We start from the raw sequence: 17,455 nt of genomic DNA, 5'->3' as shown, positions 1-17,455 counted from the left end.
TTTAGAAAATGCTGTCTTAAAATATGTGAAGCATTTTCTAGGATAAAGAACGAATCATTCAACCATTTATTTTGAAATAACACCTTGTAATCATCGTCGTCTCATCTCAAGTAAACTTGTTATTTTAAGAATTAGTTGCTTTCACCAGCAATTTGGTTGCTCTCCGAATAGAACTGATTGTTTTCAATAACTGATTGGTTGCTATTATCCATTTACTGGATAAATTTTCACGAGATACTTATTAATAATAGATTTTCCTCTTCGATTCAATTAAAATTTTTGGTTTATTAAGCAAGAAACTAATTATTCGGCAAGCTCCTTTGATTTTCGCGGAAGGGCGGCGACTCCAGTGGGATGAAGTGAGACAGATGAAACTTCACAGCGCACGCGTAGCGTCGGTGAAGGTTCATCGCTCACCCCACGGAAAGCGTCCGCCCTGTAGCGAAAATAATTGCGGACACTTTATTCAACTTGCCAAGACGCATTATTCCTAACTTGCGCAAACTATCTTTTAGTAGGGTAGTTTTTGTTTTTATTATGAGAAGATAGTCTAGCGAATTATTCGTGAAAAAATGGTAAACTAGAATTATCGTTAGTGGAAAGAAGGAAGACTAGAATATGCAGTCAAGATATAGTTTGTTACAGAAGAAAAAAAGAAAATGGCCCTATATTGTTTCGGGATCGATTTTAGTAGTATTAATCGTAGGAATTGTCGGATGGATTTGGTGGAATGACTGGGATATAGATAAAAGTATGGCTCCTTTAGGTCTTTCGAATAATGCAGAAGAGTCTGTACCCGCAGAAGAAGTGGAAGAAAAACCTGTAGAGGAAGAACCGGTTGTGGAAACACCACCTGAAGTAGAACCCGAGATAGATATGTCAGGAGCAAAAGGTTATGTGGGTAACGAAACATTGCCGGAAGAACCGACTTATGTGGAGGGTGTATTGATTGTAAGTAAAAAATATCCATTGCCATCTACTTTTGCCCCTGGTGAAAGTAAGGAAGCAAGAGCAGCATTCGAGGAAATGGCAGCGGAAGCTACGCTTTCTGGATATGAGCTAGTTGCATTCAGTACGTATCGTTCATTTGATTATCAAACAACTTTATATGGAAAATATATGAGTAACGATGGTCAAGAAGCAGCGGATCGTTATAGTGCAAGACCGGGATACTCTGAACATCAATCAGGACTCGCTTTTGATATAGGAGAACAGCATTTCGAACAGCATTTTGCGAGAGAGAGCTTCGGGGAAACAGAAGCTGGTAAATGGGTGGCAGCCAATGCTCATAAATACGGTTTTATCATGCGCTATCCAAATGGAAAAGAAAAAATAACCGGATATATGTACGAACCATGGCATTTCAGGTATGTTGGTAAAGAGCTTGCACCAAAAGTTTATGAAGCAGGAACAACATTAGAAGAATATTTGAACTTATAACAGAAAGAGGTTTCCGACTAATGGAAACCTCTTTCCTATAATATTGGTGATAATAATCGTGCAAGCGATTCTTTAAATTTAATCATTTTCGTTCGTTCTTCGTAAATCTCCCACGTCATCTCGGTCGAAACTTTCATATCTTCTTCGAAAATCTCAGCTAGTTGATGAGAGGTTTCTTGATCATAAATAAATGCATTTACTTCGAAATTCAATTTGAAACTACGTACATCAATATTAGCTGTACCTACCGTTGAGGCTTCGTCATCGATCACAATCATTTTTGTATGCAAAAATCCATTTTCGTAAATATATATTTTCGCCCCGGCTTTTATTAGCTCCCCAACGTAAGAGTAAGTAGCCCAATAAACAAAGATATGGTCTGGTTTGTTTGGAATCATAATCCGCACATCAATACCTGATAAACAGGCAATGCGCAATGTGTCCATAAAACTAGCGTCTGGAATGAAGTACGGGGTTTGTATATAAATATACTTTTTGGCCATCATGATTAACTTTAAGTAACCATTTTTTATTTGCTCCCACTCAGAATCCGGACCACTCGAAACAATTTGTAAACCAACGGAACCTTTTAAAGGAATAGCCGGGAAAAAAATATCGGAGTATTCAATATCATGCTCTGCAGAAGCCTGGTTCCAATCAAGTATAAAACGTGTTTGGAGAGGATGGACGGAGCTCCCTTCAATACGTAAATGTGTATCTCGCCAGTACCCAAATTTTTTGTTTAATCCCAAATATTCATCCCCTACATTAAAGCCACCTATATAGCCTATACGTCCATCAATTACGACAATTTTTCGGTGATTACGGTAATTCATTCGAGGATTAATGAGAGGCAAAATGGCAGGAAAGAAAGCTTCCACTCTTCCACCTAAATCAATTAATTCTTTAAAATGTCTTTTACTTAAGGAACGGGAGCCTGTATCATCGTATAAAATTCGAACTTTTACTCCTTGTTTTGCTTTTGCTAAAAGCACTTGGTAAATCTGCTGCCCAAGGTTGTCTAAACGAAAAATATAATATTGAAAATGAATATGATCTTTCGCATTTTCTAAATCATGTAAGAGGGCATCGAATTTTTTACGGCCATCCGTGAAAATCTCCACATCGTTGTCTTGTGTTAAAACTGCGTGGTTATTGTGCAAATGCATAATAATAAGCTCTTTATAGAGGCTAGCATCGTCTAGGCGAAAATCGAATGAATCATCTTCTATAGCTTCCATTTGGAATTCGATTAGTTTATCAATCCCAATCTTGTTTTTTCCTTCCCATCGAAACAAATGCTTTTTACGTAACTTTCTTCCAAATAATAAGTAAATACCGAATCCTACAATAGGGATAAAAAACAGAATCATAATCCAAGCCCATGTAGAAGAAGCGTCTCGCCGCTCCAAGAATATTAATGCAATAGCGAGGAAAATATTTAAAATAAGTATGCCGGAAACGAGTAAACTATAAACACTTGCTGCCATAATAACACCCCCTAATTTAGTTTGAGTTTATCTTCAGTATAGCTGATTTAAAGAAAAGAAAGAAGAAAAGCAAAAATCTATAAAACCTACTTGACCAATAGGATTAAAAGAATTATTATAGTTTAAGAGTTAAAAGGAGGTATTTTAGATGGATATATTATTTATTCTTCTTAATGTAGTAGCCTTGTTGCTATTCGTTGGGATTTTAATCATAATGCAAAAGAAACATGTATCTTTTTCAAAAAGAGTATTTACAGCGTTAGGGCTAGGAATTGCACTAGGTTTAGCACTTAACTTTATTTATGGAGCAACATCGGAAGTATTAGCTGAATCTGTGCAATGGTATAACTTGATTGGAACAGGTTATGTGAAGCTTCTTCAGATGATCGTAATGCCATTAGTATTCATCTCCATTTTAGGAGCATTTACGAAAATTACGATCGGAAAAAACTTCGGTAAAATGGCAGCGATTATTTTAAGTTTCCTTATCGGAACAACAGCAGTTGCAGCAGTTGTAGGTATTGGTTCCGCGGCAATTTTTGATTTGAATTCGGATCAGATTGTGCAAGGAGATGCCGAGTCTGCGCGTGCCGAGTATTATGAAGGACGTTCTGCAGAAGTAGCAGACAAAGCACTTCCTCAACAAATACTTGATTTAGTTCCTGCAAATCCATTTTTAGATTTCACAGGGGCACGTTCTACCTCCACGATCGCTGTCGTTATTTTTGCAGCATTTTTAGGATTCGCCTATTTAGGGGTTTCGCGTAGAGACAAAGATAATGCAACCATTATTAAGAAAGGTATTGATGCAGGCTATGCACTGGTCATGAGCGTAGTGAAGATTGTATTACGATTAACGCCTTTTGGTATTTTAGCGATTATGGCTAGAACTGTAGCAACCTCTGATTTTGGAGCGATCTTTAACTTAGGAAAGTTCGTTGTAGCTTCCTATGTAGCACTTGCAATTGTGTTTGGTATGCACTTACTAATTATTTCGTTATCTGGACTAAATCCAATAACTTATTTGAAAAAAGCAGCAGAGCCATTACTCTTTGCGTTTACTTCTCGTTCAAGTGCAGGAACGTTACCGATTAATATTAATACGCAAACATCGAAACTAGGCGTATCAGAAGGGATTGCGAACTTCTCAGGCTCATTTGGTCTTTCGATTGGTCAAAATGGATGTGCTGGTGTGTACCCGGCGATGTTGGCATTTATGATTGCACCGTCTCAAGGGATTAATCCACTTGATCCAATGTTCATCTTAACCGTTGTAGCGGTTGTAGCGATCAGTTCATTTGGTGTAGCGGGAGTTGGTGGAGGAGCAACATTTGCTGCGATTCTCGTACTATCAGCTTTAAACTTACCAGTTGCATTAGCTGGTTTACTAGTTTCAGTAGAACCATTAATCGATATGGGACGTACAGCTGTAAACGTAAGTGGTTCCATGACAGCAGGTGTGGCAACAGCGAAAATCACAGGAGAATTAGACAAAGAGGTATACGATACTCCACTAAAAACGCAAACAGCAGAAGCGTAAAATAGAACTAGAAAAGCCGTCCTTTCGAGGGCGGCTTTTTAGTTATTATGATCTAAAATATCTTTCGTGCTTTTTACATAAACTTAACGGTTAGATGTACGGGAATTATGGGAATAGTTTGATATAATTTATACAACTATGCTAACAAGGAGTTGGATGGATGCTACAAGCAATTAACTTACATAAAAAATATAAAAACAAGGAAGTAGTACGGCATATTAATATGCAACTAGAGGCAGGGGAGTCCGTAGGTTTACTTGGTCCAAATGGTGCAGGTAAATCCACAACAATTTCCATGCTTTCTTCACTGATCATGCCGACTAGCGGAGAAGTAATCTGGAACGAACAATCTATTAATAAAAATCCGGAATCGCTTCGAAAAGTACTCGGTGTAGTACCGCAAGAAATTGCATTGTATCCAGAGCTATCTGCAAAAGAAAATCTCCACTTTTTCGGACGTGTTTATGGACTAAAAGGGCAATTACTCGCTAAACGCACGGAAGAAGTACTGCAGAAAATCGGCTTGACCGATCGCCAAAACGATATAGTCAAAACGTTTTCTGGTGGAATGAAGCGAAGGTTAAATATTGGAGCAGCTCTTTTACACGAACCTTCTATATTAATTATGGATGAACCAACAGTAGGGATCGATCCTCAATCGAGAGCGTACATTTTGGATACAGTTAAACAATTAGTAGAAGAAGGAATGACGTTATTATACACAAGTCATTATATGGAAGAAGTAGAACTGCTTTGCGACAAAATCTATATTATGGACCAAGGAGAAATTATCGCACATGGAACGAAAGAAGCGCTAAAATCCCTCGTTTCAGACAATCAAACGATTGAGCTCCAAGCAAATCTCCTCTCTGCGGAATTTGAAGAAGCGCTCAAAAAACAATTTAAGACTGCAACTATAAGGAAAGAAGAAGAGACATTTTCGATTTCGTTGCCTAAAAGTGATAAACCGCTTGCTACCATTTTTGCGCTAGCAGCTTCAAATGACGTAACAATTACTTCTGCAGTTGTCAAAATTCCTTCACTCGAAGATGTATTTTTACATTTAACAGGAAGAGCATTAAGAGACTAGGGGGACTTGTTATGTTAAGTAGTCTAATCGGAAAACAAATGAAAATGCTCTTGCGCAATAAGCAACCGCTTATCATTTTACTAGTTATGCCAGTCGTACTTATCACTATTCTATCCACTGCGCTTGCTAGTGTAATGAATAATGACGAAGAAATGGCTATACAAGCAAGACTAGTATTAGTCGATGAATCGACTTGGGAACAAGAAGAAGCATCTATCCACAGCTTTCTAGAGAATCAGGGTATTACTGGACCTGCACTGGAAGCTGTTAGAAATGAGCTTAAACGCAATGATCCTATTTATATTTTAGAAAACGCTATATTAGCTTCTGAAGATGTAAGCAACTATATTGCTTTGGAGAAGAAACAATCGGTGGATTTAAAAAAGATACGAGAAGATAAGGAAATCGATGGAATCCTAACTATTCCAGCGAACTTTCGTATAAATTATATAAAATCAGCTTATTTTGAGGATAGCCAAACACCCGAAATAGATTTATTTTTAAGCCAAAAAAATGAAATAAGAGCGTCGATAATTCAATCCATTATCGATAGTTGGCAAACTGGTTATACGAAATCACTTGCCTTATCAAAAGCAGGGATTGCCCCTGATGAGATAATACAAAACAATCAAGCCGTTGAAAAAATAGAGCAAGTATTGGAAGAAAAAGAGCGTAAAATTCCTGCTTCCATTTATTACACAGTTGGAATGCTAGTTATGTTTGCACTTTATATTCCATCATTTTTATCTGGGTTTGCATTGCAGGAAGTGCAGTGGAAAGTGTATGACCGGCTTATTTTAGCGGGGGTATCCGCAAAGTTGTATGCTATCTCCATTTTCCTTATGGGAACTTTGGTCGCTTTTATACAGCAAGCTATTCTATTAATATTTGGTAAATTTGTTTTGGGAATAGATTGGGTCGGGCTAGAAGCTATGCTAGTAATCGTTTTAAGCTATAGCTTATTTGTAGGTGGGCTTTCTGCTTTCTTAACAACAATCCAATTGCGAACGAAATCAGAAGGAGCATCTACGGTATTTACTGGGTTCGTCGTTTCTGTATTTTCTTTTTTAGGGGGCTCATTCTTCAATATAGGAGATGTTTCTAGTTTACTTGCTAATATTGGTAATTTCACGCCGAATGGGGCGATGATGACCGCTATTTTATCGATTCAGAGAGGTAGAGAGCTAGAGGTAATTTGGTCATATCTTCCTGTTTTATATGCTTGGCTAATTCTTTGTGTGTTGCTTGCCATTATTTTATTTCCGAAAAGAGGGGTGACATCATGAAGGGAATATGGCTTGCAAGACTTCAAAACTTAAAAAGAAAACCGTTCGTTCTTATTTCGATGACTGTGATGACCGTTGTTTTTGCGTATATACTAAGCGGTGGCGTCGGTAGTAGTTTCACTTTATTAGTTGCTACAGATGAAACGAATATTAGTGAAGATGTTTTGGAAAAACTGCAAAACAATAATGATTATACGATCACCGTTTTAACCGAAGAAGAATTAAAAGAAACGATAAAGGAAAATAGTGACAAAATTGGTGTGTTGTTAACTGAAAAAACGTACTCGGTCCTTGCTAATATAGAATCAGACACAGTAAGAATGCTATCTCTTGAAATTGAAACAATATACAATGAGCTTAGTTTCCGGAATCAAGTAATTGCATTAGGTGGAGAGAATAAGTGGGAGGAAGTAGAGAAAGATCTAGTGGAAGACCATGCTTTTCAAATAAATAAATCTGCAATGGATGAATCACAAGTATTTAGATATGATGGTGCGTTACAAAGTTTATTTGGATTTATGCTCTATTTCGTATTTTATACCATTTCGATTAACGTGCAATTTATATTAGAAGATAAACGTTCTGGTGTTTGGAACCGGCTAAAACTCGCATCTATTAGTAGATTCCAATTGTATTTCGGTCATTTATCGTTTAGTTATGTAATCGGACTTATTCAAATGCTATTAGTCATTTTAGTGTTTCGATTTCTCATAGGCACGAATATGTACGTTGGTTTCTGGAAAGTCGTTATTATTTGTAGTTTTTACGTATTGCTCGTGCTGGCATTCTCATTATTTGTCATCTCCCTTGTGAAAACAGTGAGTCAAAGTGGTGTGATTATTTCTTTGTTAGCGGTAGCTTTTGCCATGATCGGTGGAGCATACTGGCCGTTGGAAATTGTACAGTCAGAAGGTTTGCTTGCGATGAAGTGGATATCACCTATTTATTATGGAATGGAAGCTTTAAAAAGAGTGACGATTTATGGGGAAACTTTAGGCGGGGTCATTACGTATATAAGCATGATGATGCTTTTGGCGATATTGCTAATAGCAGTAGGTATTACTTTACTAGAAAAAAGAACAGAACGATACCATTCTAGTGAGTAGATAGGAGTGTTTCTTATGTACTGGTGTAAAATTGCGAGGACGGATGAAGAATTTGAAGCGATTGCGAGATTAAACTATCAAACATTTGTGGAAGAAATCCCACAACATGAGACGGATCCGAGTGGTATGCGAGTTGATCCGTTTCATCATGAAAACGTGTATGTGATTGTGCTGAAGGATCAGGAGCTCGCAGGGATGGTTGCATTTCGTGCAGTTCGTCCTTTTTCCTTAGATTTAAAGCTAGGACCAGTGGAGGATTTGCTTCCGGAAGATGCACTTGAAGGACTGCTATGCGAGGTACGGTTGCTGGCAGTTGATAAAGCACATCGAAATGGACGTGTATTTTACTATTTAGCGCGTGCATTATCTGATTATGCGTATGAGAATGGGTACGGGGCCGCAGTTATATCTGGGACAATCCGAGAACAAAAATTATATAATCAGCTAGGTTTTGAGCCTTTTGCAGAAACTGTTGGCACGGGGGATGCCCTTTTCGTCCCAATGGTGCTAACAAGAGAACGATTTGATCGTTCCGTTGCTGCTCGTTTTAAGCAAAAAAGATATTCGTTTTATCCAGGACCTGTACAACACTCGGAAATAATTCAACAGGCATTTCTAGAAAGTCCGATCTCTCATCGGGCGCATGCCTTTAAAGCGATGCTAGAACGTGTAAAAAATAGCCTTTTGACTATGAGTGGAGCAGCTTATGTACATCTTTTAGCTGGAAGTGGAACGCTTGCGAACGAAGCGATGATCGCGCAGCTACACGTACTAGGAGAGAGGGGAATGATCCTCACGAACGGAGCTTTTGGAGAACGTCTGGAAAAACAAGCGGAAAGATGGGGACTTGCCTACGAGGTACAAGCTTATGGGTGGGGGACGTCATTTGATCTGGCGGCGATTGAACACGAACTTGCAACTGGTAAATATAGTTGGTTGCTCATAGCACACGGAGAAACTTCGACAGGAATGCTAAACGAGTTGGAATCATTAGTTAAAATATGTAAAAAATATAATGTGTTACTATGTGCAGATTGTGTAAGTTCTTTTGGTGCACTTCCATTTTCAATGGATGGCGTCTATTTAGCAACCGGAGTGAGTGGGAAAGCTATTGGGACCATGAGTGGTTTAGCATTCGTCTTTTCTAACACGGAAATAGTGACGAGTAATCAAATTCCTGCTTATTTAGATATAGGTTTGACTGCTAGTCATATGATCCCGTTTACGATGTCATCCCAACTTGTGCAAAGTTTAGAATATGCCCTGAAAGCGTATGAAAAAGGGAAGAGATATAAACTTTTACAAAACCGTATGAAGTTTATGAAGAAAGAAGTGGAAAAGCATCAAATAGAATTACTAGCAAATAATCCTTACCCAATGATTATTACTTGGCAGGAAAAAGTCTTTCCCTATTTAGCGGAAGATGCTCGTATGTCCGGTTTTGATCTTCATTATAAAAGTGATTATTTGGTAGAAAGGGGACTGCTTCAGGTTTCCTGTATTCAACCAGATTTTGAAGATGCTTGGTTGAAGTTTACAAACTGGATGGATAATTACCGTACATACCATACAAAATGAATAGAAAATGGCGTCATTACCGGATAAAAATTATTGCGTCCACATAGGATAAAAAGAGTCGTCCTCCAGTCAGAAATGATGGAGAGACGATACTTTTTCATATGTTTCTTCGATAAACTTTTTATAAGGAGTGTATGGCATTTCACTAATATTATTTAATGCGGTTGTTGCAAATTCGAGTGCTTTTTCTTTTTCGTTCAGCTCTAAGTAACATAATGCGATATACGCATCTTTTTCATAGAAGATTGATAAATCGATTGGATGATGAAGAATGTCGGGAATAACAACTTCTTTTAACTTTTCAATTGCTTGCTCATATTGTTGTAAACCGTATAAGGTTTTCCCTCTTTCAAGATGGAAGAAAGGAACGAATAATTTGGGCATTAATTTTTTGTTTAAAAAGTTGTTGTATAAATGATCGGCATCTTCGTACATTTTTTTATAAGAATTTAAGTAATGTATTTCAGCGTAATAGGTGAAAACCTTGGAATCCTCATCCTCGGCAAATTCACTATATGCAAGAAGTTTATTTAAATAATACTCCTTTTTTTCCTCATCCTCAGCCATCATCGCTTGAGCAGCTGCTAATCTATACAAATTATCCACTTGTTTAAATATTTTATGTTTATTGGAATACTCAATTGCCTTTTCCATTACATGAATAGCATCTTCATATTTACCTACAGCAAAATATAAAGTAGCTTCTAAATAGTCGTAGTGTAACCGAGATAGGGGGTCTATCCATAACGGATTTGCTTCTAGTTTTGCACGTTCTTTAAGAAGTACATCTAGCGATTCTTGATATTTGTGCTTCAAATATGGAATTAATGCAAGGGATGTCCCGATATCCCCTTGTTTTGAAATTAAATTTAATTGCTCATACATCACTGCAACTTGTTTTAGTAGCTGTTCAGAGTCACTGTCATTATTAAAAGATAAACAGCGACTATACATTTCGAGTAAACGTGCAGCTTCATATCCTTGTGTAAGCCTAGGTACATATGGTTTTACTAATTCAATCAATTGCTCATGCTCATTTGTTAGATCCTCATACTTTGTGCTAAAGAGGATTTCTGCTTTTTCAAGTAGCTCCCTTAACTCGATGCTGCTAATCTCTTCTAAAAGATCAGCTACATCCACACTTAGCCGGCCTGCTATATAATTTAAGCTTTCCATGGAAGGGTTTGCTTTGTTGTTTTCGATTAAACTGAGCATTCCTTTGGTGAGCTCACTACCAGCAAGTACTTCTAATGTTAGCTTTTGTTGTTTTCTTAGTTTGCGAATTCGTTCTCCAAGTGTCACTATTTTTCACCTCATTATATTAGTTTAATTATATTAAACTTTTTGTTGAAATGAAAGGTGCAATATGCTATTATTTGTTTAATAAAATTAAACTTTTCAAAGGGGATTTGAAAATGGAAGAAGCGTTTAAGCTGAAAAGGGCTACTTATCATTTGTGGACATTTACCATTAGTAAGATGATTTCTAGTTTTGGGGCGCAAGTGTATGCATTTGCAATTAGTTTTTATATTTTGCAATTGACGGGATCCGCTTCAAATTTTGCGTTGAATTTAATTTGCAGTATTTTACCAAGGACATTAATTGCCCCGTTTGCTGGATACGCTGCAGATAGATATTCGAGGAAAATGATTGTTATTGTTTCGCAAATCGCGACGACTTTAGCGATAATTGGTTTATTTATTGTTAGTAAAACTGCAGGCTTATCATTAATGGCGATTTATACTACGACCGTTATTTTATCTTTAACATCTACGTTTTCTAGTGTGACATTTAGTTCGTCTATTACTGGATTAGTGGATGAGGGAAGAATTCAAAAAGCAATGTCGTTGAACCAAATGTCGATATCGTTTGCTGCAATTGGAGGTCCTGCATTAGGTGGTTTACTATATGGAGTAGTTTCAATGCCAGTATTCCTTATTATGTACATGGTAGCATCCATTATTGCTATTATTTTGGAGTCGACGATGAATTTTACTTTATTTGCCAAGCGCAAAGAAATAGTAGAGGGAGAAGAAAAAGAACCAATGCTTCAAAGTATGAAAGAAGGTTTGCGTTATTTGAAAAACCAACCCATTTTGAAGTCAATTATATGGATCTCCCTTTTTATCAATTTTTTATTTGGAGCTTATATGGTAGGATATTCCTTTATATTAATCGAAAAGCTGAAAATCGCTTCCCAACATTTCGGGCTCACAGAAGGTGCTTTCGCAGTAGGAATGTTGATCTTGTCTATTTATTTCTCTACTAGAAATGAAGTGAAGTATCCTTTATTGCTTTCTAAAAGAAGCATAATCATAATGGGTATCCTTATGGGAGCAGTAGCAATGCCATTAATCATAAGCATGTCTTACTTTGTCACGTTCGGTTATTATGTTGTATTAATGTTTTGTTTAGGGGCTGCAATGATTATTACGAATACCCCAATGCAGGTCATGATGCAAAAAATGATTGACGATGATTATAAAGGGCGCGTATTTTCCATTATAGAAACGATGGCGATGGCGTTGATGCCTTTGGGAACGGTGATATATGGATTTTTATATGATCTGCTACCCGCAGAAAGCATTCTCATCGTATCGAGCCTGTTATTAATAATAGTCGTATTAATACTTGCAAGGCCATCCGTTATTCGCACAGCGCATCCTGAAATGGAATAGCAAAATGCCAAGGAGCCAATTTCGTCTCCTTGGCATTTTATTTAGGCTTTGTTTTCTCTTTTTTGAATAAGACCAAAACCAATTCCAACAGGGTCTATCAAGTATGCAAGATAAAAATCATCAAACTCCATTTTTTCTCGAACAATCATCGCACCATTGTTTTTAGCTTTAGAAATTGCCTCATCAATTGAATTTACTTCAATTTGAATACGAGTTCCATGGGGATAATCATTTGGCCCTTTTCCGATTCCCCCGTCAATTCCAGCTTTTTCAGATATCCCAGTAATAACAGCCCGATAATCCCAGTGAGGTTCGGAAATTTCCCAATCGAAAACTTTAGAATAAAATTCCGCTGCTTTTTCAGGTTCTTGACTATTTAGTTCGAATCCAATTACTCTTCCCATTCAACTAACCTTCTTTCCCGAAAAAATTATTAGAAACGTCAGTTTAACAGTTCTACATTTCACAAAAGATACCTGCAAAATAGATGAAAAAATTGGTCGAAAAAAAACAGCCCTTTACACTTGATTATGGAGTTTTTTCAATTGCACCTTTTGTATATAACTACATAATTAAAGATTGGTATAATAGTTATAAAATTTCATATTTTAAAGTGAGCCAAATATGAATTGAGAGAGGTAGAGGTATGGATCTATGGATAAATGTTCAAACTCTTATATGGTTGTTTCCTATTTTATTTATTTTTCATGACTTCGAAGAAATTATTATGGTCGAAAATTGGCTAAATAAGAATAGACACGAAGTATATAAAAGATTACCCCAAAAGTTAGCTGATCGAGTAGTTAAACAATTTTCCATGTCCACAGCACAATTTGCTTTTGCAGTATTAATTATATTTTTGTTTGTTAGCAGTTCTACAATTATGGCTAACCAATACTTAACTCACGGAGCATTTGCTAATATCTATTTTTTTACAGCAGTAACATTAACTTTTTTCATCCATGCATTTACCCATATTGGTCAAGCAATATTTTTCCGTTCGATAACTCCAGGAGCGATAACATCTTTAATAATCATACTTCCATACAGTTTAGTGTTATAGAAAGCTTTGTTAGTAAATGAAGTCATAACGTGGAAGATTATTATTATAAGTCTACCTTTATGTTTTCTTATAATTCCTCTTGTTTTATTTGCTCATTGGTTAGGGAAAAGAGTTATATAAAATATATGGGTTTATTTCATAATAATATAAAAGTAGGTATTACCCCTAATGAGGTAATACCGTGTTGCTTTTAATATAGTATTTTTTAATTAGGAAGATTTAGTTGCCATGATACTCCAAACCGATCATTTAGCCAACCAAACCTCTGACTAAAACCATAATCACCAATTGGCATTAGTGCTTGCCCATCCTCGATCAGTTTTTGAAACAGATTGTTAATTTCTTCTTCAGTATCACAAGTAACAAAAATTGAGAAAGAAGGAGTAAAGGAAAACTGATGCTTTACATTACTGTCAATGCACATAAATTCTTGCCCTTTTAACGTAAAAGTAGCTTGCTTTACAGTTCCTTCATCACCAGGTTCATTCGCTTCATAGCGAACAATACTTGTAATTTCTGAGTCTTCAATGATTGAAGTGTAGTAATTCATTGCTTCCTCTGCCTTGCCATCTTGAAACATTAGGAATGGTCTAACTTTTTCCATTAATAATCAACTCCTTCAGTTAATTATAGCCTCTATAAATTTATATAATCAATATACGTAAGATGAAATCTTACTCCACATTTTTTAGTGATCTTGCTGAATTACGGAATGTAAAAATCAATCCAATAGATAGTACTGCAAGCACACCCGACACTACATAAATATTATCTGGTTCAACGGTAAATAACCATGCGAATAATAGCGGACCGATGATACGTCCAAGATTGTCCATCGAATACGCCATCCCGGCTGCCGTCCCGTAGCGTCCACCTGACTCTTTCGAAGTAAGTGAAACAATAGTCGTTCTTGCAAGTGCATTACCAGCAGTAAACACACATAAAGACAAACCTGCCCAGAAAATACTATTCGTAAATACGGTTAGAAACAGACCGATAGCAGTAATAATTTGTGCATATAATAGCCATTTCGTTTCCGTACCATTTTTAATCCGTCGCACTACTCCGCCTTGGATAGCTGCATCGACAAACCCACTAAACATAAACAAGTATCCAATTTGGAGCGGTGTAATTTCAATCTTTTCAATTTGGAACAATTGGAATGTAGCCTCTAAACCAGCAAGTAAAAACGTTACCATAAATGAAAACAAGAACAAATACTTAATACGATAACTCCAAAGACTTGCAGCGCCTTTCGGAAGAAGTGCACGTTTGTTAGCTTTCCCAATACGTTCTGGCTCTTTCAAAACAATAAACGCATACACAAAAATGATAAGTAATAATAGAGCAGAAACTGTAAAAGGCAATGCTAAATTCACATGTCCTAATACGCCACCAATTGCAGGTCCAAAAATAAAGCCTAAACCAATCGACATCCCAAGAAAGCCCATATACTTATTACGATTTTCTTCATCCGATAAATCGGCCGCAAATCCCGTTACAGCTGCGTAAAGTGCACCAGAGAATAATCCTCCCACTACACGAGACAAATAAAGCATAAACAGCGAATCGAAAAATAAAGAAAATAGCCAGAAGCTTAAGCTAAATCCAACTAGCCCAACTAAAATAAGTGTTTTTCGACCAACACGATCCGATAGCATTCCCCAAAGAGGAGCGGTGAAAAACGAAGCTAGTGAGTAAACAGTTAGTAAACCACCAACATGAACCTCATGATAATTTTGCTGTAAAATTACTTCCGGTAACACTGGAATGATAATTCCGAATCCAAGATAAACTAAAAACTGTATGGACATTAATATAAAAAGAGTTTTTTTCATGCATAAACCTGCCTTCTGACAATCTTCTACTCTTTATATTACACGTTTCCATACAGTTTGGCACATAGGAAATGAAGTCCCTATTTAATGTATACAGCAAAAAAAATGAAGTAGAATAAAAAGCCATCCCACTAAAATTTGGGGATAGCTCATATGTTTAATAATTACGTGGTTCGGATATGCTTTCCATAGCGTTGGAAATTTCCTGTACATGTGGAAAAGGAAATGCTAAATCAGCTAATGATACAAATCCAACAAGTAATCCATCTTCTATTACCGGGAGTCTGCGAACTTGATTGCGAGCCATCACAATGGAAGCATCTGCTGTCGTATCGTTAGGGGAGACGGAAATAACAGACTTCGTCATGACATCTTCTACTTTACTTCGCACATCTTTTGCAACAGAACGTGTCACGATATCTCGATCAGTAATCATGCCGACTAGTTTTTTGTTACTGACAACTGGCAAACAACCAATATCAAGTGTTCGCATTTGGTCTGCAACTTCATTTACATAATCTTGTGGATTGCATGTCACGACTTCTTTACTCATCACATCTTTGACATTCATTGAAAACCACTCCTTTTTGATTACATTTTTCATTACTAGCTTGGTTTACAAAAGTTTAAAATATGTAATATAAAAGAAAGTTTAAAATGAATAAAAAAGTGGTATGATAAAAACAAAATTAAAAGAAGAAACTTTTTTCACAATAAATCGTAATAATAACTGGAGAGGACGAGGTGGATAGAATGGCAAAGGAAGTTGATTTAAAGAAAATTGTAAGTAATCTTTCAAAGCTGGGTGTTACTGTTACAATGACAAAATCGAGACTTGACATACTTAAAGCGTTAGCACCACCAGCACAAACTCCACACACGCAAAGTTAAAAAGAGTGGCTCGAAAAGTTCGTATAAACATGAACTTTAGAGTCACTCTTTTTAGGTACTATTGCTTTTTTTAGGTAATTGTCCAGACTCCAGCGCCTTGCCCCTCGGGGTCAAATGTGAAAAAGCTGCGGTGGCTGAGGAGCTGCCTCCTCGCTTTTCCCCATTTGCCTGTCGGGGCAGACATAGGCGCTTGCGCTTTTCTTAGTCATCTTCATTTTTTGCAAACATATACGTTTTGTGATGGAACTTCATACTAAACACTAAGCCGAGTGCGAGCATATTACCCATAAGCGAACTACCACCGTAACTTATAAACGGAAGTGGAATTCCAGTAATCGGTAGTAATTGAATTGTCATACCGATGTTCTCGAATACATGGAATGTGATCATAGCAATGATTCCGGCACACACATATGTGCTATAAGCATCCTTCAGCTGAAGCGTAATTTTCGTCAAATGAAAAATGAGTAAAAAGAAAATACTGATGACAATACTCGTTCCGATAAAACCATATTCTTCACCGATAACGGCAAATATAAAGTCTGTATGGTTTTCGGGGACATATACTACTCGTCCACCATAACCTTTTCCGAAAATTTCACCTGAACCAATTGCGTTTAAAGAAGTGATTAAGTGCATCCCTTCATCGGAAGCATAGGAATATGGATCTAACCAAGAATATATTCGGGCAAATTGGTAGGCTTGTAAGCCGAACTTTGCTTCTAAAAAGTCTTGCATATAAAGGGCCATCCATAAAAGTAAGACACCAACACTAGCACCACCTACAAATAGTGGCAAAATAATTTTCCAAGTAATCCCCGCAACTATGATTAATGCTGCGGTAATAGCGAAAAATACAAGAGCCGTACCAAGGTCGGGCTGAAGAAGAATAAAGGATAGTGGTAACAGCATTGTAACGGCAATTTTTCCTAATAAAACTAAATCAGTTTTTAAATCTTTGATTAAATACTTTTCATGATGATTTGTAATTAATCTGGCAAGAGCCAAAATATAAAAGGTTTTCATAAACTCAGCAGGTTGAATATCCCCTATAGGTAAGTGGAACCAGCTTTTGGCCCCATTTTTAGGTTTTACAAAAGCCATACTATCCGGCAAAATATAAAGAACAATAAGAAGAAGCACACCGATACCATATATATACCAGGACATTTTTTTATATTGCTCCGGCTCTAAAAACATGACTAAACCAATAATAAAAGCGCCGACTCCGTACCAAAAAACTTGTTTAGATACAAAGTTATAAGCGGCATATTGACCAGTCGTTACTGCAGAAGAAATTGCTAGTAAACTAACAATTAAAAATAATAATATAATAAAAGCAAGGGTCCAATCGAAGCGATCGGCAAAGCCTTTTTTGTTTTCCATAAGAGTCACCTAAATTTCTTTCTAATTTCACTTATTCATTATAGCCTAAAAAGATGTTTTTGGCTTGTA

16 protein-coding genes are annotated in these 17,455 nt (G+C 36.7%); 9 read left to right on the top strand and 7 right to left on the bottom strand.

Going from position 1 to position 17,455, the window contains the following annotated elements; all coding sequences use genetic code 11:
• Positions 1-618: 618 nt before the first annotated feature.
• Entirely contained in the window at positions 619-1,440 is an 822-nt protein-coding gene (locus ACIQYS_RS02200; protein WP_402974204.1) for a M15 family metallopeptidase, read from the top strand.
• Between the two features lie 35 nt (positions 1,441-1,475).
• On the opposite strand, the gene cls is transcribed toward ACIQYS_RS02200, so the two are convergent.
• On the bottom strand, positions 1,476-2,930 hold the full coding sequence (gene cls / locus ACIQYS_RS02195; protein WP_402974201.1) for a cardiolipin synthase: 1,455 nt from the start codon (positions 2,928-2,930) through the stop codon (positions 1,476-1,478).
• 148 nt (positions 2,931-3,078) lie between these two features.
• On the opposite strand from cls, the gene ACIQYS_RS02190 reads away from it, so the two are divergent.
• The 5 genes from ACIQYS_RS02190 (at position 3,079) to ACIQYS_RS02170 (ending at position 9,530) form a co-directional block, all read left to right on the top strand.
• Complete coding sequence (locus ACIQYS_RS02190; RefSeq protein ID WP_402974198.1) at positions 3,079-4,470, top strand: L-cystine transporter; 1,392 nt, start codon at positions 3,079-3,081, stop codon at positions 4,468-4,470.
• 160 nt (positions 4,471-4,630) lie between these two features.
• Complete coding sequence (locus tag ACIQYS_RS02185) at positions 4,631-5,560, top strand: ABC transporter ATP-binding protein (RefSeq protein WP_402974195.1); 930 nt, start codon at positions 4,631-4,633, stop codon at positions 5,558-5,560.
• Between the two features lie 11 nt (positions 5,561-5,571).
• Complete coding sequence (locus ACIQYS_RS02180) at positions 5,572-6,846, top strand: ABC transporter permease (protein WP_402974192.1); 1,275 nt, start codon at positions 5,572-5,574, stop codon at positions 6,844-6,846.
• Entirely contained in the window at positions 6,843-7,952 is a 1,110-nt protein-coding gene (locus ACIQYS_RS02175) for an ABC transporter permease (protein ID WP_402974189.1), read from the top strand. The genes ACIQYS_RS02180 and ACIQYS_RS02175 overlap by 4 nt, the downstream gene beginning before the upstream one ends.
• Positions 7,953-7,967: 15 nt before the next feature.
• Complete coding sequence (locus ACIQYS_RS02170; RefSeq protein WP_402974186.1) at positions 7,968-9,530, top strand: aminotransferase class V-fold PLP-dependent enzyme; 1,563 nt, start codon at positions 7,968-7,970, stop codon at positions 9,528-9,530.
• Positions 9,531-9,599: 69 nt separating this feature from the next.
• Here the strand turns inward: ACIQYS_RS02170 and ACIQYS_RS02165 are convergent, their stop codons facing one another.
• Positions 9,600-10,832 (bottom strand): XRE family transcriptional regulator, encoded by a 1,233-nt coding sequence (locus ACIQYS_RS02165; protein ID WP_402974183.1) that lies wholly within the window; start codon positions 10,830-10,832, stop codon positions 9,600-9,602.
• Between the two features lie 113 nt (positions 10,833-10,945).
• Here ACIQYS_RS02165 and ACIQYS_RS02160 point away from each other — a divergent pair, with 113 nt between their 5' ends.
• Positions 10,946-12,208, top strand: coding sequence for an MFS transporter (locus ACIQYS_RS02160; RefSeq protein ID WP_402974180.1), 1,263 nt, complete (start codon positions 10,946-10,948; stop codon positions 12,206-12,208).
• 41 nt (positions 12,209-12,249) lie between these two features.
• On the opposite strand, the gene ACIQYS_RS02155 is transcribed toward ACIQYS_RS02160, so the two are convergent.
• On the bottom strand, positions 12,250-12,612 hold the full coding sequence (locus tag ACIQYS_RS02155; protein WP_402974177.1) for a VOC family protein: 363 nt from the start codon (positions 12,610-12,612) through the stop codon (positions 12,250-12,252).
• Between the two features lie 242 nt (positions 12,613-12,854).
• On the opposite strand from ACIQYS_RS02155, the gene ACIQYS_RS02150 reads away from it, so the two are divergent.
• Complete coding sequence (locus ACIQYS_RS02150) at positions 12,855-13,271, top strand: HXXEE domain-containing protein (RefSeq protein ID WP_402974174.1); 417 nt, start codon at positions 12,855-12,857, stop codon at positions 13,269-13,271.
• A gap of 205 nt (positions 13,272-13,476) precedes the next feature.
• Here the strand turns inward: ACIQYS_RS02150 and ACIQYS_RS02145 are convergent, their stop codons facing one another.
• From ACIQYS_RS02145 to ACIQYS_RS02135, 3 genes are all read right to left on the bottom strand, one after another.
• Positions 13,477-13,875, bottom strand: coding sequence for a VOC family protein (locus tag ACIQYS_RS02145; protein WP_402974171.1), 399 nt, complete (start codon positions 13,873-13,875; stop codon positions 13,477-13,479).
• 70 nt (positions 13,876-13,945) lie between these two features.
• Positions 13,946-15,109, bottom strand: a complete 1,164-nt coding sequence (locus tag ACIQYS_RS02140; protein WP_402974168.1) for an MFS transporter — start codon at positions 15,107-15,109, stop codon at positions 13,946-13,948.
• Positions 15,110-15,266: 157 nt separating this feature from the next.
• Positions 15,267-15,680 (bottom strand): CBS domain-containing protein, encoded by a 414-nt coding sequence (locus ACIQYS_RS02135; RefSeq protein WP_402974165.1) that lies wholly within the window; start codon positions 15,678-15,680, stop codon positions 15,267-15,269.
• A 182-nt stretch (positions 15,681-15,862) separates the two neighbouring features.
• Here ACIQYS_RS02135 and ACIQYS_RS02130 point away from each other — a divergent pair, with 182 nt between their 5' ends.
• Positions 15,863-16,000: an Lmo0850 family protein gene (locus ACIQYS_RS02130; RefSeq protein WP_170206517.1), complete on the top strand. Its 138-nt coding sequence runs from the start codon at positions 15,863-15,865 to the stop codon at positions 15,998-16,000.
• A 201-nt stretch (positions 16,001-16,201) separates the two neighbouring features.
• Here the strand turns inward: ACIQYS_RS02130 and ACIQYS_RS02125 are convergent, their stop codons facing one another.
• The gene (locus ACIQYS_RS02125) at positions 16,202-17,386 is read right to left on the bottom strand and encodes an FtsW/RodA/SpoVE family cell cycle protein (RefSeq protein ID WP_402974162.1); all 1,185 of its coding nucleotides are present in this window, start codon (positions 17,384-17,386) and stop codon (positions 16,202-16,204) included.
• Between the last annotated feature and the right edge of the window lie 69 nt (positions 17,387-17,455).

Source organism: Psychrobacillus sp. NPDC096426, from assembly GCF_044762745.1.
In the GTDB taxonomy this organism is placed as follows: domain Bacteria; phylum Bacillota; class Bacilli; order Bacillales_A; family Planococcaceae; genus Psychrobacillus.
This window is presented reverse-complemented; position numbering and strand designations above follow the sequence as displayed.